26 protein-coding genes are annotated in these 23,022 nt (G+C 70.8%); 3 read left to right on the forward strand and 23 right to left on the reverse strand.

From position 1 onward, the window contains the following. Position 1 precedes the first annotated feature (1 nt). The 12 genes from ACH4TL_RS12770 to ACH4TL_RS12825 form a co-directional block, all read right to left on the reverse strand. On the reverse strand, positions 2-1,018 hold the full coding sequence (locus tag ACH4TL_RS12770; protein ID WP_398318690.1) for a bile acid:sodium symporter family protein: 1,017 nt from the start codon (positions 1,016-1,018) through the stop codon (positions 2-4). A gap of 1 nt (position 1,019) precedes the next feature. Beyond that, positions 1,020-1,385, reverse strand: a complete 366-nt coding sequence (locus ACH4TL_RS12775; protein WP_398318005.1) for a hypothetical protein — start codon at positions 1,383-1,385, stop codon at positions 1,020-1,022. A 17-nt stretch (positions 1,386-1,402) separates the two neighbouring features. Beyond that, positions 1,403-2,266 carry an oxaloacetate decarboxylase gene (locus ACH4TL_RS12780; protein ID WP_398318002.1) on the reverse strand — a complete coding sequence of 288 codons (864 nt, stop codon included), beginning with the start codon at positions 2,264-2,266 and terminating at the stop codon, positions 1,403-1,405. A 190-nt stretch (positions 2,267-2,456) separates the two neighbouring features. Beyond that, entirely contained in the window at positions 2,457-2,786 is a 330-nt protein-coding gene (locus ACH4TL_RS12785) for a gas vesicle protein K (protein ID WP_398318687.1), read from the reverse strand. Then, positions 2,783-2,992 (reverse strand): gas vesicle protein, encoded by a 210-nt coding sequence (locus ACH4TL_RS12790; RefSeq protein ID WP_398317999.1) that lies wholly within the window; start codon positions 2,990-2,992, stop codon positions 2,783-2,785. Before ACH4TL_RS12790 ends, ACH4TL_RS12785 begins: the two co-directional genes overlap by 4 nt. Next, positions 2,989-3,828, reverse strand: a complete 840-nt coding sequence (locus tag ACH4TL_RS12795) for a GvpL/GvpF family gas vesicle protein (protein ID WP_398317996.1) — start codon at positions 3,826-3,828, stop codon at positions 2,989-2,991. Before ACH4TL_RS12795 ends, ACH4TL_RS12790 begins: the two co-directional genes overlap by 4 nt. Next, positions 3,825-4,220, reverse strand: coding sequence for a gas vesicle protein GvpJ (gvpJ, locus tag ACH4TL_RS12800; protein ID WP_398317993.1), 396 nt, complete (start codon positions 4,218-4,220; stop codon positions 3,825-3,827). The genes ACH4TL_RS12795 and gvpJ (ACH4TL_RS12800) overlap by 4 nt, the downstream gene beginning before the upstream one ends. Next, positions 4,217-4,474 carry a gas vesicle protein GvpG gene (locus ACH4TL_RS12805; RefSeq protein WP_398317990.1) on the reverse strand — a complete coding sequence of 86 codons (258 nt, stop codon included), beginning with the start codon at positions 4,472-4,474 and terminating at the stop codon, positions 4,217-4,219. The genes gvpJ (ACH4TL_RS12800) and ACH4TL_RS12805 overlap by 4 nt, the downstream gene beginning before the upstream one ends. A gap of 14 nt (positions 4,475-4,488) precedes the next feature. Then, the gene (locus tag ACH4TL_RS12810; protein ID WP_398317987.1) at positions 4,489-5,205 is read right to left on the reverse strand and encodes a GvpL/GvpF family gas vesicle protein; all 717 of its coding nucleotides are present in this window, start codon (positions 5,203-5,205) and stop codon (positions 4,489-4,491) included. Positions 5,206-5,207: 2 nt separating this feature from the next. Next, positions 5,208-5,579 (reverse strand): gas vesicle protein GvpJ, encoded by a 372-nt coding sequence (gene gvpJ, locus ACH4TL_RS12815; RefSeq protein ID WP_398318684.1) that lies wholly within the window; start codon positions 5,577-5,579, stop codon positions 5,208-5,210. A 187-nt stretch (positions 5,580-5,766) separates the two neighbouring features. Beyond that, positions 5,767-6,075 carry a gas vesicle protein gene (locus ACH4TL_RS12820; protein ID WP_398317984.1) on the reverse strand — a complete coding sequence of 103 codons (309 nt, stop codon included), beginning with the start codon at positions 6,073-6,075 and terminating at the stop codon, positions 5,767-5,769. Between the two features lie 4 nt (positions 6,076-6,079). Then, entirely contained in the window at positions 6,080-6,733 is a 654-nt protein-coding gene (locus tag ACH4TL_RS12825; RefSeq protein ID WP_398317981.1) for a TetR family transcriptional regulator, read from the reverse strand. A gap of 100 nt (positions 6,734-6,833) precedes the next feature. On the opposite strand from ACH4TL_RS12825, the gene ACH4TL_RS12830 reads away from it, so the two are divergent. Both ACH4TL_RS12830 and ACH4TL_RS12835 read left to right on the forward strand, forming a co-directional pair. Continuing rightward, a complete protein-coding gene (locus ACH4TL_RS12830) occupies positions 6,834-8,024 on the forward strand; it encodes a cytochrome P450 (protein ID WP_398317978.1) in 1,191 nt (396 codons plus the stop codon). A 5-nt stretch (positions 8,025-8,029) separates the two neighbouring features. Beyond that, positions 8,030-8,248 carry a ferredoxin gene (locus tag ACH4TL_RS12835; RefSeq protein WP_398317975.1) on the forward strand — a complete coding sequence of 73 codons (219 nt, stop codon included), beginning with the start codon at positions 8,030-8,032 and terminating at the stop codon, positions 8,246-8,248. Positions 8,249-8,301: 53 nt separating this feature from the next. On the opposite strand, the gene ACH4TL_RS12840 is transcribed toward ACH4TL_RS12835, so the two are convergent. Then, entirely contained in the window at positions 8,302-9,156 is an 855-nt protein-coding gene (locus ACH4TL_RS12840; RefSeq protein ID WP_398317972.1) for a DUF4142 domain-containing protein, read from the reverse strand. 181 nt (positions 9,157-9,337) lie between these two features. On the opposite strand from ACH4TL_RS12840, the gene ACH4TL_RS12845 reads away from it, so the two are divergent. Then, on the forward strand, positions 9,338-9,772 hold the full coding sequence (locus tag ACH4TL_RS12845) for an SRPBCC family protein (RefSeq protein ID WP_398317969.1): 435 nt from the start codon (positions 9,338-9,340) through the stop codon (positions 9,770-9,772). An 18-nt stretch (positions 9,773-9,790) separates the two neighbouring features. Here the strand turns inward: ACH4TL_RS12845 and ACH4TL_RS12850 are convergent, their stop codons facing one another. From ACH4TL_RS12850 to ACH4TL_RS12895, 10 genes are all read right to left on the reverse strand, one after another. Next, a complete protein-coding gene (locus ACH4TL_RS12850) occupies positions 9,791-10,192 on the reverse strand; it encodes a DUF3662 domain-containing protein (RefSeq protein ID WP_398317966.1) in 402 nt (133 codons plus the stop codon). A gap of 111 nt (positions 10,193-10,303) precedes the next feature. After that, on the reverse strand, positions 10,304-10,699 hold the full coding sequence (locus ACH4TL_RS12855) for an SseB family protein (protein WP_398317964.1): 396 nt from the start codon (positions 10,697-10,699) through the stop codon (positions 10,304-10,306). Positions 10,700-10,861: 162 nt separating this feature from the next. Then, positions 10,862-11,650 (reverse strand): hypothetical protein, encoded by a 789-nt coding sequence (locus ACH4TL_RS12860; protein WP_398317961.1) that lies wholly within the window; start codon positions 11,648-11,650, stop codon positions 10,862-10,864. 279 nt (positions 11,651-11,929) lie between these two features. After that, positions 11,930-12,970, reverse strand: a complete 1,041-nt coding sequence (locus ACH4TL_RS12865) for an NAD(P)-dependent alcohol dehydrogenase (RefSeq protein WP_398317957.1) — start codon at positions 12,968-12,970, stop codon at positions 11,930-11,932. A gap of 105 nt (positions 12,971-13,075) precedes the next feature. Continuing rightward, positions 13,076-14,455 carry an MFS transporter gene (locus ACH4TL_RS12870; RefSeq protein WP_398317953.1) on the reverse strand — a complete coding sequence of 460 codons (1,380 nt, stop codon included), beginning with the start codon at positions 14,453-14,455 and terminating at the stop codon, positions 13,076-13,078. A 96-nt stretch (positions 14,456-14,551) separates the two neighbouring features. Continuing rightward, on the reverse strand, positions 14,552-16,078 hold the full coding sequence (locus ACH4TL_RS12875; protein WP_398317950.1) for a mannitol dehydrogenase family protein: 1,527 nt from the start codon (positions 16,076-16,078) through the stop codon (positions 14,552-14,554). A gap of 10 nt (positions 16,079-16,088) precedes the next feature. After that, positions 16,089-17,321, reverse strand: coding sequence for a D-mannonate dehydratase ManD (manD, locus tag ACH4TL_RS12880; RefSeq protein ID WP_398317947.1), 1,233 nt, complete (start codon positions 17,319-17,321; stop codon positions 16,089-16,091). Continuing rightward, positions 17,318-18,316 carry a 2-hydroxyacid dehydrogenase gene (locus tag ACH4TL_RS12885; RefSeq protein WP_398317944.1) on the reverse strand — a complete coding sequence of 333 codons (999 nt, stop codon included), beginning with the start codon at positions 18,314-18,316 and terminating at the stop codon, positions 17,318-17,320. Before ACH4TL_RS12885 ends, manD begins: the two co-directional genes overlap by 4 nt. Next, complete coding sequence (locus tag ACH4TL_RS12890) at positions 18,313-19,344, reverse strand: LacI family DNA-binding transcriptional regulator (protein ID WP_398317941.1); 1,032 nt, start codon at positions 19,342-19,344, stop codon at positions 18,313-18,315. The genes ACH4TL_RS12885 and ACH4TL_RS12890 overlap by 4 nt, the downstream gene beginning before the upstream one ends. 135 nt (positions 19,345-19,479) lie before the next feature. Then, positions 19,480-22,857 carry a pyruvate carboxylase gene (locus tag ACH4TL_RS12895; RefSeq protein WP_398317938.1) on the reverse strand — a complete coding sequence of 1,126 codons (3,378 nt, stop codon included), beginning with the start codon at positions 22,855-22,857 and terminating at the stop codon, positions 19,480-19,482. Between the last annotated feature and the right edge of the window lie 165 nt (positions 22,858-23,022).

Below are 23,022 nucleotides of genomic sequence, written 5' to 3' on the forward strand. Positions count from 1 at the left end.
TCTATGCACTGATCAGAGGTGTCGACCCGGCGGGACGGCGGGCCCATCGGGCCGCGATGACCGCGCACACCATCAGCTGGAGCTGGTGGTAGAGCATCAGTGGCAGGATCACCGGGCCCGCCGAGTCCCCGAACAGCACCGCGGCCATGGGCAGCCCGGTGGCGAGGCTCTTGTTGGAGCCGCAGAAGACGATGGCGACCCGGTCCTCCCGGCCGAACCCGAGGCGCCGCGCGGCCCATGACGTCGTGGTGAGGGCCGCCGCCAGCAGCGTCGCGGCCAGGCTCAGCAGGGCGAGCAGCCGCACCGGAGTGATCTGCTGCCAGACGCCATCCGTCATCCCCCGGCTGAACGCCGTGTACACGACGAGCAGGATCGCACCGCGGTCCAGCAGGCCGAGCGCCCGCCTTCGACGGACGGTGAACTCCCCGATCCAGCGGCGCAGGCACTGCCCGGCGGCGAAGGGCAGCAGCAGCTGGGTGGCGATGCTCAGCACGCCGTCGGCCGAAAAGCCGACCGTGGAACCGATCAGCCAGGCCGCCAGCAGCGGTGTGACGGCCATCCCGGCCAGGCTGGAGTACGTACCCGCGCAGATGGCGGCCGGGACGTTCCCCCGGGCCGTGGAGGTGAGGGCGATGGAGGACTGGACGGTCGAGGGGACGACGCAGAGGAAGAGAACGCCGGTGTAGAGCCGGTCGGTGAGCAGGAACGGGGCCAGACCGCCCATGGCCAGCCCCAGCAGCGGGAACAGCAGGAAGGTGCTCGCCCCGACCAGGAGGTGAAGCTTCCACTGCCGCAGGCCGTGCACCGCCTCCCGGGTGGACAGCCGGGCGCCGTACAGGAAGAAGAGCAGTCCGATGGCGATGTCCGCGGCGCCCTCGACCGCCCCGGCCGCCCGTCCGGAGGCGGGCAGCAGCGCCGCGAGCGCGACCGTGCCGAGGAGGGCGGCGACGTAGGGGTCGACCGCCTTCCTCAGCCGGCCCGGCCATGACCGCGGCCATGGCCAGGACAGCGACTTCACGTCAATCACCGCTTCCGCTTTCGTGATCGCTGCCTGCCGTGCCCGCGCTGAGGAGCAGGGTGTCGAGGGCGCGGTCGATCTCCAGCCAGGAGTCGGCGAAGGAGTTGTCGATGACCACCAGGCCGATCTTCGGCCCGGCGACCGGCGTGGGCTCCTCCGGCTCCTCGTCGGATGCGCCCGGGCACGGAGTGGGCGGGGTGGGCGCGGCAGCCGCGGCAGGCGTGGCGACCCCTGCTGCCTGACTGCCGCACAGCACGCCCGCGGTGGCCGCGAGGACGATTCCCTTGGCGGATGCCCGGGTAAAGCCGCTCTCTTTTTCCGTCTTCCGGTGACGGCCGGTACCGGCCCGGAAAGGCGGGGGCGACACGGAACGGAATCCGTGGGTCATACCGTGGCCGGATGGTGATCGGCGTGATGCCTGCTGATGTTCGCCTCCAGCAGTTCCGTGGACCCCCGCACACCGATGCAGTCGGTCTCCCGGGTGTCCGGCAGCCGGCCGTCCGCCTTTTTCAGATCGACCAGCGCTCCGTCGATCGCGCCGTGCGCGGCGAAAAGGCACGGGGTGCTGTAGATCGCGATGTCGACGCCGAGGTCCGTCAGCTCGGAAAGCGAGAGCCGGGGGGATTTCCCGCCCGCGATCTGATTGAACAGCAGCGGCTTGTCGCCGACGACCGTACGGATCCGGCGGATCCACTCCACGCTGCGCACCCCGTCGACGAGGACCACATCCGCGTCGGTCTCCGCCAGCGCGGCGGCCCTCCGCAGGATGTCCGCCTCCTCGGTGGCGTCCGTGCGCGCCACCACGAGCATGTCCTTCCTGCTGCTCAGCACCAGGTTGAGCTTCTCCAGGTACTCCTCGAGGGGCAGCACCAGCTTGCCGTCGGCGTGCCCGCACCGGCGCGGCCGCTTCTGGTCCTCCAGGATCACCCCGGACGCCCCGGCGCGTTCCAGCCGCTGCACCACATGGCACGCGACCTCGGGGTCCACATAGCCGTCGTCGATGTCCACGAGCAGATGGTGCCCGGGGAACGCCAGCCGCAGCCGCTCCACGAAGTTCACCATGTCCGGCCAGGCGATGAATCCGATGTCCGGCAGTCCGTAGTACGACGCGGCGAATCCGAAGCCGGAGACGAAGAAGCCGTCGTAGTGGCGGGCCGCGATCGATGCCGAGTACATGTCGTAGATGCCGATGAGTGGTGTGGTGCGAGACGATCCGATATCTTCTCGCAAGGCGTTGCCGTATCGCATGGCGTTCCCTTCTGGACACATTTACCGAAGCTCAAGAAACGGTAAAGTGGCACACCGTGACGGGGTCACTGGATTCCAGGGAAAAAGATGCCGGTGCGGGCTCGTAGGGGGGTCGAGTGCGCCTTGAGAGGCGGGCGGTGAGAATGAGGTGACGCCCGCGGCCCCGCCAGGCGACGCTCGCGGACCCGCCCTACGCCTGGCCCGCCGGGGACAGCAGGGTCCCCAGCGGGCCGAGGTCGAGGTTGAGGTCCGCCATGCGCAGCCCGTGCCGGTCGCACATCTCCTCCATGCGCTGCTGGAGGAGCATCAGCGTCAACCCGATCCGCTCCTCCTGCTCCTCCGTCAGATCCCCCTTCTCGACACGGTGCAGCGCCTGGCGCTCCATCAGCTGACGCAGCAGCTCGACCACGGTCAGCACGAGCTGGGCCAGATCGCGTTCCACCGAGTCCGGATCGGTGCTCAGGCGCTGGGCGGGGCGGTCGGGAGTGGCGGACATGCGGCGGTGGTTCCTTCCGGTCAGAGCAGCGGCGGAGCCGGGTGGTCGGCGTCGACGGGGGCGATGACCGCGCGCAGGTCGATCCGTACGAGATCGACGTCCGCGATGGACAGCACGAGGTCCCCGGTCAGCACGACCCCGCCCTGGAGCAGCCGGTCGAGGATGTCGATCAGGGAGACCTCGCGGCCCGCGAGCGCCCGGGCGTCCTCCTCGTCCAGCGCGGTGCTCACGCGGTCTCCCGGTGGGCGGCCGGTTCGGGCGGGAGGGCGAAGGAGTACGGCGCCCAGGGGCCCGTCACCTCGACCCGCACTCCCTGCTGGCCCTCGGCCGCGGCCAGGACGCGGGCGCGGAAGTCCTCGGCGCGGTCGGCGGGCACCAGATAGGCGTCGTTGGCGATGTTCTCGCCGCCGCCGTCCCCGCCGCCCGCCTTGGCCAGTTCGCCGCGCTGCGGCCGGTGGGCGACCCGCTCCACGGCGATCTCCCCGGCCTCGTCCGCGATGCGGGCGGCCGTGCGCACCGCTGCCTGCCAGGCGTCCTCGGTGCCGCGCCGCCGTCTGCGGCGCGCGGCGAGATAGGCCCGGCCCGGGCTGAGCCCGGCGTCCCCCGTGCCGTCCCCCGCGCCGTTCTCCGAAGCGCTCTCGGCTTCTTCCCGGACGTCCGTATAGACCTTGACGCCCCATTCGACACGTCCGGTCAGCCGCTCCAGCAGCGGCAGGAACGCGTCCCGGCGCTCCTGGAGCACCTGCCGCACCCGGTCCTCGTCCCGGTACACGGTGGCCAGCCGCAGCGGCAGGACGGCGCCCAGCGGGGTCAGCGCCGCCACCACCCCGTGATGCCCCCGGGCCAGCGATTCGAGCCGGGGCAGCTCCTCCAGCCGGGCCTTCAGCGCCTCCTCCCCGAACTCCCCGGCCGGAACCGGGCCGACGGCCGCGGCCAGCTCGCCGGTCTCCACGAGCCCCACCTGCTCGTGGGCCACCCCCCGCAGCGCGGCGACCGCACGCGCGGCCTCGGGGGTGGGGCGCAGCACCGCGTAGGCGTACACCATGTGCTGTGCGATCTCGGTCACCCGTCCACGCTCCTGTCGCTCCCGTTCCCGGTCCGTGCCCTCAGCTCCGCGATCTCGGCGCGCAACCGTGCGTTCTCCTCGCTGAGGGACCGTTCCGCCCCGTCGGACCCGCCGCCGTCCACGGCCGGGGGCCGGGCGCGCGAGGACAGCGACGGATCGTGCTCCCACCAGTCGATGCCCATCTCCTTCGCCTTGTCGACGGAGGCGACGAGCAGCCGGAGCTTGATGGTGAGCAGTTCGATGTCGAGCAGGTTGATCCGGATGTCGCCCGCGATCACCACGCCCTTGTCCAGCACCCGTTCCAGGATGTCGGCGAGGGACGGGGCGTCCCGCTGGTCGTACGAGGCGGGCAGGCGCGGCGCGCCCAGCCTGCCCGCTACCGGTTCTGTCATCGTCTCGGGGCTCGTCTCTGCTCGTACTGTTCCAGCTCGTCCAGCCGGTCCAGCAACTCGTTCTCGCGGCGGTCGTACTCGTCCTCACCGATCCGCCCGGCCAGCAGGTCCTGTTCCAGTGCGGTGAGGGCGCGCCGGACCGGAGCCGGGTCGTAGTACTCACGCTCGGCGGCCTCCAGTACCTGCTCGGCGACCCACACGGTCGTGCGCACCGGAGCGAGCGGAAAGGTGAGGAGCCCGGTCAGCAGTCCCACGGCGCCCCCACCTCTCAGGCCACGAAGCTGTACGGGGGCAACGGGCCGCGCAGCCGGAAGTCGTACCCGTCCCCGTAGCCCTGCGCCAGCTGCTGCGCGGCCTGGGAGAACTCCGCGGCCCGCGCCCGCTCCACCAGGAACGAGGCGTTCAGGAAGTCGTCCCCGGCCGGGGACGACACCACCTTGTGGCGGGCCATTCCCGCCAGGCTGCCCACGACCTGCTCGGCGAGTCTCTGCTGCCGCGCCCCCAGCTGACGGGCGACCAGTTCACCGAGGACCACCCGGTCCTCGTACGAACCGCTGCCGTCGCGGGTGCGCTCGTTGAGCCGCCGCGCGTCGTCGGACTCGGCCAGCACCTCCCGCAGCAGATCGTCCTGGGAGCGGGCCGCCTTCAGGTTGAACTCCGTGGTGGCGTGCAGCTCGTCGAGGCCGCGGACGTAGTCGGCGCGCTTGGCGTCCAGCGCCGACTTCACCGCGACCTCGTCGGGGGCGAGCAGCCCGAACCGCATCGGCAGCACCGCCCCGTCCGTCATCAGCCGCTCCTGCACCGCCTGGTGGGCGGTCAGATCACGGCGCTTGGGGCGCAGGGTCTCCGGCGCCGGGCTCACCACGCCCGTCAGCGGGCCACTGGTCACCGCGCGCGGCGCGCCGGCCACGCCACCCACCGCGCGCAGCCCGTCCAGCCGCAGCGGATGGTCGGAGCGGGTGATCGCGTAGAGGTAGAGATGCATGGTCACTTGTCCTCGTCGTCGTCACGCCCGAACACATTGCCGATGGCATCGATGGCGCCGGTCAGCGCGCCCTCGGTCTTGCCCCGGGCGCCGCCCTCGACGATGTTGCCGACGATGTCGCTGAGCTTGTCCGGGGCCTTGCGGCCGGATTCCAGATCGAGGCGGTTGCACGCCTCGGCGAAGCGCAGATAGGTGTCCACGCTGGCGATCACGATGCGTATGTCGATCTTCAGGATCTCGATGCCCACGAGGGACACCCTGATGAAGACATCGATGACGAGGCCGCGGTCCAGAATGAGTTCAAGGATGTCGAAAAGGCTGCCGGTCCCTGAACCGGTCGAGGTCGTGGCTGGTACTCCGCCGGTCTGCGTCATGACGGTCACGTGTGGTCGTCCTCTCGCTCGCTCGGTCTGCCCGAGAGCAGGTACGGACGGGACGGCATCCGTGTTCAGTCTTGATACGGGCGACACATGTGGGACGCGCCACGAACGAGCGCCCCACGCCACGGAGTTCGGTGGCGCGGGGCGCGAGAGGACGGAGAAAAAGAGCCGGGTGCGGTGGCTAGCGGCCGCGGTCGAGCTGGCCGCGTGCGTAACGGCGCAGCCTTTCGTAGCCCAGGAGCATGCCCTCCGCGTCGAGGGTCACCCGGTACGAGGCCATGATGGTCATGGTGTCCGGCACCCGCTCCAGCTCCACCACCTCCACATCGGCCAGCCATCCGTCCTGCGTCGGCTGAAGCGTGGAGACGGATTCCGGCGAGCTGCCCAGCAACTCGCCGAGCTGCTGGGCAGCGCCGCGCATGGCCTGGGCCGCGGGAACCCGGCGCGGCCGGTCGTTCGTCTCCGGGGTGTCCGGATCAATGCTCGTCATGGTCCTACCGTGCCAAGTCCGCGGACCGCGTGCTGTGCGGATCGCCAAAGCGCGTGACCGGCAGATCCTCCAGCAGGGTGGCGAGCGCGCCGGTGACCAGTGCGCACACCTCGTCCGGATCGGCCTCCGCCAGCGACTCCTTGCCCACCACCACCCGCATCAGACCGATGCCGAGCAACCAGGAAAGGGCCAGGTCGGCGCGGAGTTCACGGTCCTGGGCGGCGCTCAGGGAGGCCAGCACCCGGGCGTAGTCGTCCCCGATGTCGCGCGCCGCGGTACCGATCTCGTCGCCGCTGCCGACGGAGCGCAGCAATGTGGCCAGCGCACGGTCCTCCCGGGCCGGGTCGTCGTGGTCATCCCCACCGCCGTGCTCGCCGCGCCCGAGCATGCCGCGCAGCGCGGTCTCGAACAGCTCACCGGGCGGGGTGGTGTGCAGCTGTTCCTGGCCATCGTGCGACACCACTTCTCCGAACAGGGCCTTCTTCGAGCCGAAGTAACGGAACAACAGCGCCTGGTTCACTCCGGCGCGCTCCGCGATGTCGCGCACGGTGGCCCGCTCGTACCCCCGCTCGGCGAACAGCGCCGACGCCGCCTCCAGCAGCATCCGCCGCGTGCCCCGCGCGTCCCGCCGAGGTGCTTCCGGTGTGGTTCCACTCATCATCCACTCCTGTCGTCGGCAGCGGCCGATAGGCGCCGTTGACCGTATCAAGGGGACCGGCCTAGCTTTGTAAGCACGTGCTTACGCCAGGGAGGTCACGGTGACCACAGCGGAGACGACACCCATCGCCTATCCCTTCAACCACCACGAGGGCCTGGAGCTGTCCGGGGCCTATGAGGAGGCGCGCGACCGCCCCGGACTGCTCAGGGTGCGCATGCGATACGGCGAATCCGCCTGGCTGGCCACGCGGTACGCCGACGCCCGACTCGTCCTCGGCGACCGGCGGTTCAGCCGCGCGGAGGCCCTGAACCGGGATGTGCCACGGCAGGGCGAGGGGCGCATGGACGGCGGCATCCTGAGCATGGACCCGCCCGACCACACGCGGCTGCGCATGTTGGTGGCGAAGGCGTTCACCGTCCACCAGGTGGAGAAACTCCGGCCGTACGTGCGCGAGTTGACGCAATCGCTGCTGGACGAGCTGGAGGCCGCCGGGCCGCCCGTCGACCTCGTGGACCGCTATGCGCTCCCCATCCCGGTCGCCGTCATCTGCAAGCTGCTCGGGGTGCCGGAGGAGGACCGGCCGAAGTTCCGGGTGTGGAGCGACGCCGCGCTGTCCACCAGCGCCCTGACGGCGGCGGAGTGGGAGCGCAACCGCGAGGAACTGCGCGCGTACATGCGCCAGTTGGTGCAGGAACACCGGGAAGCCCCGCGCGACGACATCATGACCTCGCTGATCGAGGCGCGCGACCAGGGTGACCGGCTCTCCGAGCTGGAACTCGTCGACCTGTGCGTCGGCATCCTCGTCGCCGGACACGAGACCACGGCCACCCAGATCCCCAACTTCGTGATGGCGCTGCTCGACCACCCCGGTGAGCTGCGGCGGCTGCGTGAGGACCCCGAGCTGATCAAGGGCGCCGTCGAGGAGCTGATGCGGTTCGTCCCGCTCGGCATGGGCGCCTCCCAGGCCCGTTACGCCACCGAGGACGTCGAGGTGGGCGGCACCCTGGTGCGGGCCGGGGAGCCCGTCCTGGTGGCCGTCGGATCGGCCAACCGGGACGCGCTGCGCTTCGACGAACCGGGCAAGCTGAACGTCGCCCGCCCCGCCACCCAGCACCTGGGCTTCGGCCACGGGGTGCACCACTGCCTGGGTGCGCCGCTGGCCCGGCTGGAGTTGCAGGAGGCCCTGGGCGCGCTCGTCGGCCGCTTCCCGGACCTGCGCCTGGCCGGGGACGTGGTGTGGAAGGACCAGATGCTGGTGCGGGGCCCGCGTGTCATGCCGGTGGGGTGGTGAGCGGGGTGACGTGGAAGGCCGAGGTCGACGGCGGCCGCTGCATGGCGTCCGGCATGTGCGCCGGGATCGCGCCCGATCTGTTCGTACTTGACGACGAGCGGGCGCGTCCGCTGAGCGAGGAGGTTCCGGAGGAGGAACGCGTACTGGACGTGGCGGACTCCTGTCCGGCGATGGCCATCACCATCGTCGACGCGGCCGCGACGGTGGTCGGGCCGCGTCCCTGAGGGTTTACGTCCCCTGAGGGCCTACGTCCCCGAGGAGTTACGTCCCTGACGGGTTACGGAACGGCGGGCGGCGGGGAGGACGCGGCGGGCGGAGTGGTGACCCCACCGGCCCCGCTCGCCGCCCCCGCCCCGAGCCCGGCACCGTTCACCACGTTCGGGTCGAGGCTCTGCTCGCCCCCGTTGTCCGCCGTGCTCACGGAGTTGGGAGGGGCCGTGGGCTTGGACGTGCCGACGATGAACGTGGGCTCGCCCGGGGCGGGCTTGGGCGGGGTGGTGAAGTCCGGGCCCTGGGTGGGAGTGGTGGTGATCTGCGAGACGGCGGAGTCGAAGTTGACCATCCCCGTCTTCTCCATCTGGGTGATGTGGTCGAGCACGGTGTTGTTGGCCTGGACCGCGAGCCTGCGCACCAGCGAGTTCTTGGTGGTCTGCCGGATCTTGGCGATGGAGCTGAAGATCTGGCCGTGGGTCACGCGCAGGATGTTCGACCAGTACGTGTCGAAGTCCTTGCCCGTCTTCGCGTTCATCGTGTCCACGAACCCCTGCTGCTGCGGGGTGGGTTTGTTGGGCAGGGTGATGCCGAGCTTGGGAGCGATGTCCCGGTCCATGGCGTCCAGCAGCTGATGGCCGTCGAGCAGATGCTTACCGGCGGTCTTGACCTGCTCCGTCGTTCCCTTCTGGATCCCGATCTTCCCGGCCGGGTACTCCCAGAGCCCGGCCAGCCGCACCTTGACCACGAAGTCCTTGTCGGCCCCGCTGAGCGGCCCGAACTGATTGTTCTGCATCTTCGAGAGGTTCGTGGCGGATTCCTGCGTCAGCCCGGTCATCACGGGCGAGACGATCACGGCGAGGGTGACCACTACCGAGCCGATGAGCAGTGAGGTGCCTGTCACAAAATACCGTGATCGCATGGAGCCTCCTGGCGGGGACCGCTTGTCGTTGTTCGGAGCACTTGTCGCGTAAAGCCGGCGTCAGTCGATGGCCGACACCATTGAATACGGACCGTTCACTTCCGTCGCTCAGACATCATGCGGATTTTTACCCGCTCTTGGGTGGACGCGCCGTGACCTGTGCGGTCGCTACGATCCCGTGGTGGCCCTCTTCCTGATCGAGCGTCCCTCGCCCCACCCGGTCGACGAGACCTGGCGGCGCCTGACCCACTGGCAGCGGCACGGCCGTTACGTGCCGTTGAGCAGCGTGGGCGTGCGGACCGAGGGGCCGACGGGGGTGGGCACGGTGGTGGTGGCCCGCACCGGGGTGGGAAGGGCCGGGTTCGACGACCCCATGGAGGTGGTGCGCTGGGAGCCGCCCGGCGCCGGACGGCCGGGTCTGTGCCGACTGGAGAAGCGCGGCACCGTGGTGCGGGGCTGGGCCGAGATCGAGGTGTGGGCGCGGGGCGAGGGGGCGCGGGTGGTGTGGCGGGAGGAGGCGCGGGTGTCGGGGCTGCCGCGGCTGCTGGACGCGCCGACCGCCGTGGCCGGGCGCCTGGTCTTCGGCAGGGTGCTGCGCGGGCTGCTGGAGGCGTAGCCCCGACGGGGCGGCCGGCTAGGGAGTGCCGGTGGCGAAGGCGTCCGCGCGGATGTGGGTCAGCGGGGTGGCGGACACCCGGTACCGGCCGTTGGGCACGTGGTCCGACTTGGTGACGTGGACGGTGAGCGGGCCCGCCCACTCGTAGCCCTGCTCCTCCGCGTGCCGCATCAGGCTGTCCGTGAGGGGCTGGCCCGCCTGCTTGCCGTGCCGGGACAGCTCCTCGTACACCTCGTCCGACAGCTCCACGGCATAGGCGTTGGGCACGACCACCCGGCTCGAACTGCACACCACCGCCTGGCTGTCGCATTCCGCCCGCAGGGCGCCGAGCAGTTCCACCGGCTCCGTGTGGAACACCTTGGCGATCACTGCGTCCTCGAAGCGCTCTATCGCTCGTTCGATCCGGGTCAACGTGTCCATGCTCTCCGTGCGGTCCATGCGCAGGCGGGTGCCCGAAAAGCAGCGGGTGCATGTACGGAACTACGGTCCGTACATGCACCCGCGCTCTGGGTGAACATGGTGGTAACGCGCTCAGCCAGCGCGGCTGAGCAGCGTCTTGACCCCGGTGGCCGTCAGGGTGACCGCCTCCGGAGCGCCCGCGTCGATGGTCAGCGAAAGCTCCTCGGAGGGCCAGCCCTGAGCCAGCGCGCCCAGCGGCACCTGGTGGTAGCGCTCGATCTGCGGCAGCGCCTGGTGCATGCGCTCCGGAGTGGTGAAGACCGGCACCAGCTGGGCGCCGTCCTCCTGCTGGAACACCGGCAGGGTCACGGCCTGCGGGTCGGTGTTCTCGGCACTCTCGGCGGCGGGAAGCAGTACCTCACTGCCCGCGAGAGTGTTCAGCGCGGACTCGTCCGCACGGTCAGCGGCCAGCTCGCTGAGGGCGTGCTGGGTGGCGGTAACGGCGTTGTCGTCGGGAAGAGCAGTCATGATTCCGTCCAAGATCGGTATGTGCCGGGTGGCCGTGCCCGGGGAGCGGGCGTCCTGGCCACGGCTGGCTCGAATACCCGGTTGTATGGCACTCACACATCCCATGGCGGAGTGATTTCGTTTTCTGCTCCGACAGCGCTCGGAACGCCGCTCGGATACCGCTCAGGTGCCGCGGTATGCCTTGTAGTTTCGGAAGAGCAGATAAGTGTCGAGGATGTCGGAGGACGCGCTTTCGACGGACCGGTAGATCCCCCACTTGGGCCGCTGGTAGTCGCCCTGGTCCGGCATCTTCACGTTCGACATGCTGCCCTGCACCGCGACCGGGGCGCCGGAGCCGGTGCCGTTGCGGGCCGTGAACGTGGCCTTGCCGCTGGAGCCGACGGTCAGTGTCCACTCGATGGTGATCCACTTGTTGCGCAGCGGCGAGAGGTCGGTCGAGGCGATGTCCGGCGAGCCGGAGTTGGCGTACGCACGGGCCCGCAGCGTCTCCTTGCTGCCGCTGCGGCCGAGGTCGAGCGTGATGTACGGACCGCCGTTGTCGACCGGGGTCTTGGTCTGGAAGATGTGTGTGAACTTGCTGGTGCCGTGCAGCGAGGACGGCATGTACATCTCGTAGGAGAGGGTCCAGGTCTCCCCGTCCCGCATCGTCAGCTTCGTACCGCCCTGCACCATCCCCTTGGACTCGGTGCGCTGGCGGTCGCCGTCGCCGGTGGTGTCCCGGTCGTCCTTCCAGATGTTGAAGCGGTAGTGGTCACCGCCTTCGACCACGACATAGTCCCGGTCGGGGTGCTGGTTACCGCGGTCGGCCTCGATGCCCTCGAACGCCTTGAGCCCGACGCCGGACGGGCTGGGGTTCCAGACCAGTTGTGGCGCCCGGACGGCCGCGGCGGCCCGGGAGGCGCCCGATGTCAGCTGCCCGAGGAGGGGTACGCCGACGGCCGTGGCGGTCATGGAGCCGAGTAACGTCCGACGACTGAAACCGCGTGGAGCAGAGTCTTCTGCCATGGTGGGTCCCTGTGGAGGAGGTCGGAGGAGCTGGGGAAAGGTGGATCTCACGCGCCTGCGTGGGGCGCGGCGCGTACATACGATGGACTGGACCATTAAGGTCGTCAAGGCTCGCGACACGGTTATTCATCCCATGTCTTGGCAATGACCGCGGCGGCCGCTCCCGGGAGGGGAACGACCGCCGCGGTCGGAAACGCGCTCGGTGAGCGCGGAGTTGAGTGGACGTCAGATGGACGCCGCGTCGATGACGAACCGGTAGCGGACATCGCTGGAGAGCACCCGCTCGAAGGCCGTGTTGATCTCCTCCGCGCGGATGGTCTCGATCTCGGCGCCCACCCCGTGCTCGGCGCAGAAGTCCAGCATCTCCTGCGTCTCGGCGATGCCGCCGATGAACGAACCGGCGAGGGTCCTGCGGCCCATGACCACCGAGAACAGGTTGAGCGAGATGGGCTCCTCCGGGAGGCCCACGTTCACCAGCGCGCCGTCGGTCTTCAGCAGCTTCAGGTAGGCGCCGAAGTCCAGCGGCGCGGACACCGTGGACAGGATGATGTCGAAGGTGCCGGCCAGCTCCTCGAAGGTCTCCGGGTCGCTGGTGGCGTAGTAGTGGTCGGCGCCGAGCCGCAGCCCGTCGTCCTTCTTGCGCAGCGACTGGCTGAGCACGGTGACCTCCGCGCCCATCGCGTGCGCGAGCTTGACGGCCACATGGCCGAGGCCGCCCATGCCGAGGACGGCGACCTTGCTGCCCGGCCCGGTCTTCCAGTGGCGCAGCGGGGAGTACGTGGTGATGCCCGCGCACAGCAGCGGGGCGGCCACGTCCAGCGCCAGCCCGTCGGGGATGCGCACCACGTAGTTCTCGTCCACGACGATGCCGGTGGAGTAGCCACCGTAGGTGGTCTCGCCGTACTTGTCGGTGGAGGCGTACGTGGCGGTGTGGCCCTCGGTGCAGTACTGCTCCTGGCCCTTGAGGCAGTTCTCGCAAGCCCGGCAGGAGTCGACGAAGCAGCCGACGCCCACCCGGTCGCCGACGGCGTACCGGGTGACACCCGGGCCGACCTCGGTGACGACACCGGCGATCTCATGACCGGGCACCAGCGGGAACGGCACCTCGCTCCAGCCCTCCCGGACCTGGTGGATGTCCGAGTGGCAGATACCCGAGTACTTGATGTCGATCACCACGTCGAACTCACCGGCCGGGCGGCGCTCGATCGAGGTGCGCTCCAGCGGGGCCTTGGGGGCAGGTGCGGCGTAGGCGGCAACGGTACTCATGGGCGTATCACTCCTTGCGGTGTTCCGTGTTCGGACGCCTTCGATTCCATGGCCGAACACGATGGCAAGGGTGCCAAGGAGAGGCAGGAATGGCCAAAAGGTGACTCAGTCTGCGAGGATGGTGGCTAGCGGGCGGGTGGCATCGTCGGCGCTGTTCAGATCGCGGTCCAGGGTTTCCGGGGTCAGCCGGGTGGTGATGAGACTCACCGCCGCGACCACCGTCATATAGACCGCGACAGGTATCCAGGAGCCGGTGAACGCGGTGAGCAGGGCACTGCAGATCAGCGGCGCGACACCACCGCCGATCACCGAGGAGAACTCCCGGCCCAGGGCGACCCCGGCGTAGCGGTAGCGATTGCCGAACAGCTCGGGGAAGTAGCTCATGTGCACGCCGACCAGGCCCTGACAGGCCAGGATGAAGCCGACCGCCATCGCCACCGCGATGGCCACCTCCGAGCCGGAGTTCAGCGCGATGAACGTCGGCGCGGGCAGCAGCACCATGGCGGTGAGGATCAGCGAGCACACCGGGCGCCGCCCCACCCGGTCCGACAGCGCGCCGAACCCGAAGGCCGCCACGCCGCCGCACAGGGAGCCGAGCAGCAGCACCTCGGGCACGAAGTCCTTCTCGACGCCCACGCTGGACACCAGGTAGGAGGCCATGAACACCTGGTAGGTGTACGACTGCGTGCTGACCCCGAAGTTCATGAGGATCACCAGGAGCAGCGGCTTGCGGCCGTGCCGGAAGACCTCCTTGACCGGTGAGGCGGGCCGCTCGTGCTGCGCCTTCAGCTCCTGGAACACCGGGCTCTCGTGCAGCCTGCGGCGCATGATCATGGCCGCCACGGTCACCAGCAGGCTGCTGGCGAAGACCAGCCGCCAGCCCCAGGACATCAGGGCGTCGTCGGGCAGTTGCTGCGCGAGCATCCAGGCCACCGCGCCCAGTGCGGTACCGAGCGCCGCGCCCGTCATGACCAGGGACGACAGCCTGCCGCGCCGCCCGGTGGCGGCCGTCTCGGTGAGCAGTGTCGCGCCTCCCGCCTGTTCGGCGCCCGCGCCGAAGCCCTGCGCCATGCGGCAGATCAGCAGCAGGATCGGGGCGAGGATGCCCACCGCCCCGTACGTCGGGAGCAGACCGATGGCGAGGGTGGAGCCGCCCATCAGCAGCAGGGTCGCGATCAGCACCCACTTGCGGCCGAGGCGGTCCCCGAAGCGGGAGAAGAAGAGCCCGCCCAGCGGCCGGGCGGCGAAGCCGACCGCGTAGGTGCTGAAGCTGGCGAGAATGCCCACGGACGCCGAGACGTTGGGGAAGAACAGATCGCTGAAGATGAGCGCCGATGCGGTGCCGTAGATGACGAAGTCGTACTGTTCGAGCGCGGTGCCGACCAGACCGGCCCAGGCCGCGCGGCGTACGGCGCGCGGGTCGGCGGGCGGCTCACTGGTGGGGGCGGTGGCCGGTGGCGGGGGAGTGGCGGTGTTGTTTTCCATGATCCATGCCTCCTTGAACGGATCGTCGTGCGGGAACGGGCATGTGTGGGGACGGGCATGTGGGGGACGGAGGGTGCGGGGACGGAGGTGTGCGGGTCAGACGGCTCGGGTGTGGAGGGCGTCGGCGGCCGCCGCGGCGGGGCCGTGGCGGACGATGAGGTCGATGAGTTCGGCGACGCGCGCGATGAACTCCGGATGGCCCGTCAGACCGTCGCCGAGCAGCCCGCTCTCCAGCACGGCCTCGACGAACGCGGTACGGGGTCCGGCGGGTGCGCGGGCGGCCAGCTCCGCGAGCGGTTCGCGCGCCGGGTCCGCCATCGCGGCCGCGTGCGGACCGGGCGAGAACCCGGACGGCGGCGCCACGCAGCACAGATAGGCGGCCACGGTCAGCGCCAGATGGTGGGGCATCCGCCCGGCCCGCAGATGGAGCAGTGCCGGTTCCGGCACCCGCTGGCGCAGCTTGACCGAGCCGTCCGAGCCGACCTGCCGGGTGCGGTGGCCCAGTGCGGTGTTGGCCCAGCGGTCGAACAACTGCCCTATGTAGTCATCCAGTTGGATGTCGACGGGCACGGTGAGGCTCGGCAGATAGTCGTCGTGGAGCACACCGTGCGCGGCCTCGGCGATGAACGGCCGGGCGATGGCGTCCGGGATGGTCTCCCGGCCGTCCAGCGCGCCGAGATAGGCGATGAGCGAATGGGTGCCGTTGAGCAGCCGCAACTTCAGCAGCTCGTACGGTTCCACATCGTCCGTGAACAGCGCCCCGCCGTGTTCCCAGCGCGGGCGGCCCGCCGCGAAGCAGTCCTCCATGACCCACATGGAGAACGGTTCGGCCGGTACGGGCACGGCGTCGCGCACCCCGAGGCGGTCCGCGACCGCGTCCCGGTACGCCTCGGTGGTGGCGGGCACGATCCGGTCGACCATGGAGCTGGGGAACGTGACCGAACGGGTCAGCCAGGGCAGCAGCTCCTCACGTTCCGCCGCGGGAAGCGCCTCGGTGAACTCGTGCACCAGCCGCCGGGTCTGGGCCCCGTTGCCCACCAGGTTGTCGCAGCTGAGTACCGTCAGCGGCCGGGCGTGGGTGCGTGACCGGGCCTGGAGCCCGCGCACGATCCGCCCGATGGTGGTCCGGGGCGGGGCGTCACCGCGCAGATCGGCCCGTACCGCGGGGGAGTCGAGGTCGAGCCCGTGGGTGCGCGGGGAGAAGGTGTAGCCGTGCTCGGTGACCGTCAGGGTGACGATGGCCGTGCCGGGCGCGGCCAGCGCGTCCCGCACCTCGTCCGGCTGCTCCGTGGCCACCAGCGCGCCGGTGTGCACGGCGGGCACGGTGCATCGGGTGCCGGAGGGGGAGAGCTCCACCACCGCGTAGCGCAGTTGCTGCTCGCGCAGCGCCCGGGCCACCGTGGCGGAGCGGCCCGCGACCCCGAGAATGCCCCAGGGTCCTTCGGCGTGGTCCAGCGCGGCCGCGGTGTGCACGGCCTGGTGGGCGCGGTGGAAGTTGCCGAGTCCCAGATGCACGATGCCGGTCTCGGTGGGCGGCCGCCGTGGCGTGAGCACGGACGCGGCGGTGGTGGCGCGGCCCAGGCGCGGCAGGCGCGCGGGGGCCGCCGTGGGGGTGCCTGTCATGGGGGAGTTCTCACCAATCCGTCATCGAGCCGTCGCGCCGTCGCGCGACCGGCAGGTAGGCGGGTTCGTACGGGAAGCGGGCGGCGAGCGCCTCGTCCACCTCGACGCCGAGGCCGGGCCGGTCGCCCGGGTGGAGATGTCCGTCGGCGTAGGACCACGCGTGCCGGAACACCTCGTGCACGACCGGCTCGTAGCCCATGTACTCCTGGATGGCGAAGTTCGGCGTGGCCAGGCCCACGTGCAGCGACGCGGCCAGCGCCACCGGGGACACGTCCGATGGGCCGTGCGGGCCGAGCCGTATCTGCCAGATCTCGGCGAGGGCCGCGATCCGCCGCAGATGGCTGATCCCGCCCGCGTGGCTCACACAGGTCCGTACGAAGTCGATCAGCTGCTCGGTGATGAGGGACTGGCATTCCCAGACCGTGTTGAACACCTCGCCGATCGCCAGCGGCACGGTGGTGTGCTGCCGGACGTGCCGCAGCACCTGCTGGTTCTCCGCGGGGGTGACGTCCTCCAGCCAGAACAGGTCCGCGTCCTCCAGCGCGCGGCCGAGCCGGGCGGCCTCGCCGGGGGTGAGCCGGTGGTGCACGTCGTGCAGCAGTTTCAGCTCGGGCCCGACATGGTCCCGTACGGAGCGGAGCACCTTCGGCGCGTGCCGGAGGTAGGCGTCGGTGTCCCACACCTCCTCGGCCGGGGCGGCGCCGCGGCCCGCCGGTTCGTAACCCGGGCCGCCGCGGCTCACCCCGTACACCGTGTCCAGCCCGGGGACGCCGCTCTGCGCCCGCACCGCGTGGAACCCCTCAGCGCGCCGCGCGTCGATCGAGTCCAGCAGCTGGGGGACGTCCCAGCCGGTGGCATGGGTGTACGTGAGGATCCGGTCGCGGACCGAGCCGCCCAGCAGCTGGTAGACGGGCTGGCCGGTGGTCTTGCCCTTGATGTCCCACAGCGCCATGTCCACCGCGCCGATGGACGTCATCGTCACCGGGCCGCGCCGCCAGTAGACCCCGCGGTAGAGGTACTGCCAGGTGTCCTCGATCCGCGCCGGGTCGCGGCCGATGAGCAGCGGCGCCACATGGTCCCGCAGATACGAGGCGACGGCCAGCTCACGGCCGTTGAGCGTGGCGTCGCCCCAGCCCACCAGGCCCTCGGCGGTGGTGATCTTGAGCGTGACGAAGTTGCGGCCGGGGCTGGTCACCAGCACCTCGGCGCCCGTGATGGTGTCACTGTGCGGCGTCGTGCTCATCGGGCCACCGCCACCACGTTGCGCAGCGGCTCGCCCGCGGCCAGCCGGCCGATGTTGGCGGTGATGTCGGCGGTGCGGCCGATGAAGGTCTGGCGGGTGAGTCCGGAGGAGTGCGGGGTCATCAGTACGTTGTCCAGCGTCTCGAAGGGGTGCTTGCTGGGGGCGCCGGTGTGTCCGCTCGCCGGGTAGCGGTACCAGACGTCGAGCGCCGCGGCCCCGATGGTGTGCGTGCGCAGGCTCTCGTACAGCGCGTCCTCGTCCACGACGGGACCGCGTCCGACGTGGACCAGCACCGCGGACGGGCGCATCCGGGACAGCTCGGCCCCGCCGATGAGCCCGGTGGTCTCCGGGGTGTGCGGTGCCGACACCACGACCACATCGGAGGTGTCCAGCAGGGTGCCGAGGTCGTCGATGGTCCCGGACCACTCCAGCCCCTCGGCCGCCGCGTCCACCGCGCCGCGCCGGGTGACCGCCGCCCCGCGCGCGCCGAAGGCCCGGAACCCCTGCCAGCAGCGGGCGCCGATGTGGCCGAAGCCGACGAAGCCGACGGTGGCCGCGGACAGCGAGTCCATCCAGGGCGAGCCCGGGTCGTGGGCGGGGGAGTCCCACACCGCGCGGCGCAGCGCGTCGTGCTGGCGCAGAAAGCCACGGCGCAGCAGGATCGCGGCCGATACGGCGTATTCGGCGATCGAGTCCTCGTGGTGGAAGGTGTTCGCCACCTGCGTGCCGGGCGGCAGCGCGGACAGCTCGATCTTGTCCGTCCCCGCACCGGCCGTGTGGACCAGCCGGAGCCGGGTGGCGAGGGCGGCCGTACGGGCGGAGCACTGCCCCGCCACCAGCACGTCCGCGTGGGCCACCGCGGCCTCGACCGCCGCGCTGTCCCGGGGGTCGGGCCAGCTGACGTTCGTACCCTCCGGAAGGGCGGCCTCGAACTCGTCCCGCAGCGGGTGCAGATTGGGGTCGGCGACCACCACGGTCAGCTGCTCCGCGGTCATGACATGACCTTCCCCGCCGCCACCGCGGCCCCCTCCGGAGCGGAGTGCGCCGGGCCGGTGGACCCGCGCACGATGAGCTGGGTGGGCAGCCGCAGGGTGCGCGGGGTCTGCCGCTCGCCGCCGAGGATCTGCCCCAGCAGCTCGTGGCCGAGCGCACCGGCCCGGGCCATCGGCACCGCGATGCTGGTCAGGGCCGGCTGCGCCACCTCGGCGAACGGGATGTCGTCGACGCCGATGACGCTCAGCCGCTCGGGAACGCTCAGCCCCAGCGCCCGGGCACCGGAGATCACTCCCAGGGCCATCAGGTCGTTGTGCGCGATCACGGCGGACGCTCCCGATGCCATGACGCTCGCCGCGGCGGCAGTTCCGCCCGCCACCGTCTCGGCCTGCCAGCCCAGCAACTCCAGTTCGAGACCGGCCCGTTCGGTCTCGGCGCGGATCAGCGCGACCCGGTGGGAGTTGGACCAGGAGCGCTGCATGCCCTGGACGTAGGCGATCCGCCGGTGGCCGAGCGCGGCCAGGTATTCCACTGCCTGGCGCAGCCCGTGGGCGGCGTCGGCGATCACACAGTCGGCGCCCGCCGTCTCCCGGTTGACCAGGACGACGGGGGTGCGCCCGCACAGGTCGAGGACCTCGTCCGCGTCCAGCCGGGGCGAGCACACGATCAGGCCGTCCGCCTGCCCCTTCAGATGGGCGATCACCTCGCGCTCACGGCCCGGGTCGAGGTCGGTGTCGGCGAGCACGACGGTCTGGCGGCGGCGCCAGCCCTCGTCCTGCGCGGCCTTCACGAACGAGCCGAAGACGGGGTTGGCGATGTCGGGGACGACGACGGCGACGGTGGCGGTCTGCCCGCCGGTGACGGTCTCGGTGGCACGGGCCACCGGTGGTTCGTAGCCCAGGTCTTGCGCAACTGTCAGGATCTTGCGCAAGGTCTGCGGCCCGAGCCGGTCCGGGTTGCTGAACGCCCGGGAGGCCGTGGAAAGCGCCACATTGGCGCTCTTGGCGACGTCGGTGAGAGTGGGGGCCATACGGCATGGTGTTCACCGTTGCGCAACCTTGTCAACGCTTGCCAAGGTATTGGCAAGGCCCCGGTCCGGTGGTCTGAATCCTCCACCGGACCGGGGCCGCGAGGCTCTGCCTCAGTGCCTCAGTGCCTCACTGGCTCAGCCGAGGTCGACCAGCAGGTCACCGCCCTCCACCTGCTGGATGGCGTTGATGGCCACCCGGGAGACCCGGCCCGCCTTCGGCGCCGCGATGGTGGCCTCCATCTTCATCGCCTCGATGGTGGCCACGGTGGCGCCCGCCTCGACCTGGTCGCCCTCGGTGACGGTCAGCGTCACCACCCCGGCGAACGGCGCGGCCACATGGCCCGGGTTGCCCTTGTCGGCCTTCTCGGTGGCCGGGATGTCGGAGGCCGCCGAGGTGTCCCGGACCTGGATCGGGCGCAGCTGGCCGTTCAGGGTGGACATCACCGTACGCATGCCGCGCTCGTCGGCCTCGCCGATGGCCTCCAGCTCGATGAGCAGCCGCACGCCGGGCTCCAGGTCCACCGCGTACTCCTTCCCCGGGCGGATGCCGTAGAAGAAGTCCTTGCTGTCCAGCACGCTGGTGTCGCCGAAGGTTTCCCGGTGGGTCTCGAACTCCTTCGTCGGACCGGGGAACAGCAGCCGGTTCAGGGTCCGGCGGCGGTCGTCGGCGAGCTGCCGCCGGTCGTCCGCTGACAGCTCCTCCGTCGTCGGCTTGGCCTCGGCGCGGCCCTCCAGCGCCTTGGTGCGGAAGGGCTCGGGCCAGCCGCCGGGCGGGCTGCCCAGCTCGCCGCGCAGGAAGCCGATCACCGAGTCCGGGATGTCGAACTTGTTGGGCTCGGCCTTGAACTCCTCCGGCGACACACCGGCGCCCACCAGGTGCAGCGCCAGGTCACCGACGACCTTCGAGGACGGGGTGACCTTGACCAGGTGGCCGAGCATGCGGTCGGCGGCGGCGTACATCGCCTCGATGTCCTCGAAGCGGTCGCCGAGGCCGAGCGCGATGGCCTGGGTGCGCAGATTGGACAGCTGGCCGCCGGGGATCTCGTGGTGGTACACCCGCCCGGTCGGCGAGGCGAGGCCCGCCTCGAAGGGCGCGTAGATCTTGCGCACGCTCTCCCAGTACGGCTCGAGACCGCCGATGGCCTCCAAGTCCAGGCCGGTCGGCCGCTCGGAGTGGTCGGTGGCGGCCACGATCGCCGACAGCGAGGGCTGTGAGGTGGTGCCCGCCATGGACGCCACCGCCCCGTCCACCGCGTCCGCACCGGCCTGGATCGCGGCCAGATAGGTGGCGAGCTGTCCGCCCGCGGTGTCATGGGTGTGGATGTGCACCGGCAGGTCGAACTCCCGGCGCAGCGCGGACACCAGCTTCGCGGCGGCCGGGGCGCGCAGCAGCCCCGCCATGTCCTTGATGGCCAGTACGTGCGCGCCCGCGTCCACGATCTGCTCGGCGAGCCGCAGGTAGTAGTCGAGGGTGTACAGCTTCTCCGACGGATCGGACAGATCGCTGGTGTAGCACAGCGCCACCTCGGCGACCGCGGTGCCGGTGTCCCGTACCGCCTCGATGGCGGGCCGCATCTGCCCGATGTCGTTGAGCGCGTCGAAGATGCGGAAGATGTCGATGCCGGTGGCGGTGGCCTCGTGGACGAAGGCGTCCGTCACCTCGGTCGGGTACGGGGTGTATCCGACGGTGTTGCGGCCGCGCAGCAGCATCTGGAGACAGATGTTGGGCACCGCCTCGCGCAGCGCGGCCAGCCGCTCCCAGGGGTCCTCGGCGAGGAACCGCAGCGCCACGTCGTAGGTCGCGCCGCCCCAGCACTCCAGCGACAGCAGCTCCGGCACGGTGTGCGCCACCGCCGGGGCCACGGCGAGGAGGTCCTTGGTGCGGACGCGGGTGGCCAGGAGCGACTGGTGGGCGTCCCGGAAGGTGGTGTCGGTGATCCCGATCCGCGGCGACTCGCGCAGCCACCGCGCGAAGCCCTCAGGGCCCAGCTCGGTGAGGGTCTGCTTCGACCCGGCGGGCGGTGTCCCGTCCGGCACCAGCGGCAGCTTCCCGGCCGCGTCGATCAGCTGGGGCCGCGGGCCGTGCGGCTTGTTGACGGTGACGTCGGCGAGATACGTGAGCAGCTTGGTGCCGCGGTCGGCGGAGTGCCGCGCGGTCAGCAGATGCGGCCGCTGCTCGATGAACGAGGTGGTGATCCGTCCGGCCTGGAAGTCCGGATCGTCCAGCACGGCCTGGAGGAACGGAACGTTGGTGGACACCCCGCGGATACGGAACTCCGCCACCGCGCGCCGGGCCCGCCCGATGGCGTGACCGAAGTCGCGGCCCCGGCAGGTCAGCTTCACCAGCATCGAATCGAAGTGCGCGCTGATCTCGGCACCGGCGTGGGTGGTACCGCCGTCGAGGCGGATGCCCGAGCCGCCCGGTGAGCGATAGGCGCTGATCATGCCGATGTCGGGGCGGAAGCCATTGGCCGGGTCCTCGGTGGTGATCCGGCACTGCAGCGCCGCACCGCGCAGATAGACGGTGTCCTGGGAGAGGCCGAGGTCGCCCAGGGTCTCCCCGCCCGCGATCCGCATCTGCGACTGGACGAGGTCGACATCGGTGATCTCCTCGGTCACCGTGTGCTCGACCTGGATCCGCGGGTTCATCTCGATGAAGACGTGGTTGCCGTCGCGGTCCAGCAGGAATTCCACGGTGCCCGCGTTGCGGTAGCCGATCTGCCGGGCGAACTTCACCGCGTCCCCGCAGATACGTTCCCGCAGCTCCGGGTCGAGGTGGGGCGCGGGCGCCAGCTCGATGACCTTCTGGTGGCGACGCTGGAGCGAACAGTCCCGCTCGAACAGGTGCATGACATTGCCCTCGGCATCGGCGAGGATCTGCACTTCGATGTGGCGGGGCTCGACGACCGCCTTCTCCAGGAAGACCGTCGGATCGCCGAACGCCGACTCGGCCTCGCGGGCCGCCGCCTCGATCGACTCGCGCAGCAGCCGCGGCTCCTCGACGCGCCGCATCCCGCGCCCGCCACCGCCCGCGACGGCCTTGACGAACACCGGGAAGCCCAGCTCCTCCGCCGCCGCCACCAGCTCGTCCACATCCGAGGAGGGCTCCGACGAGCCGAGCACCGGCACCCCCGCCGCCCGGGCCGCGGCCACCGCCCGCGCCTTGTTGCCGGTCAGCTCCAGCGTCTCCGCGCTCGGGCCGACGAAGGTGATCCCCGCCTCCTCGCACGCCCGCGCGAGGTCGGGGTTCTCGGACAGGAAGCCGTACCCGGGGTACACCGCGTCGGCTCCGGCCCGCCGCGCCGCGGCGACGATCTCCTCGACGGACAGATAGGCCCGCACCGGATGGCCCGGCTCGCCGATCTCGTACGCCTCATCGGCCTTGAGCCGGTGCAGCGAGTTGCGGTCCTCATGGGGGAACACCGCGACGGTTCTCGCCCCCAGCTCATAGCCGGCGCGGAACGCCCGAATGGCGATCTCTCCGCGGTTGGCGACCAGCACCTTCCGGAACATGACCCATCCCTTCCTACTGCCCGTCCTGCTGCCCGGTACGGGCGCAAGCGTGCCCGCGACACTACTGCTGCCCAGCACGCCGGACGGCACCCTTGTGATCCAGTTCGCACCTCGGGCATGGTGCCCGGGGGACCGAACGGCGTTCCCCGGAAGAGTCCACAGGCT

The organism is Streptomyces sp. NPDC021115, assembly GCF_044333065.1.
Lineage (GTDB): Bacteria > Actinomycetota > Actinomycetes > Streptomycetales > Streptomycetaceae > Streptomyces.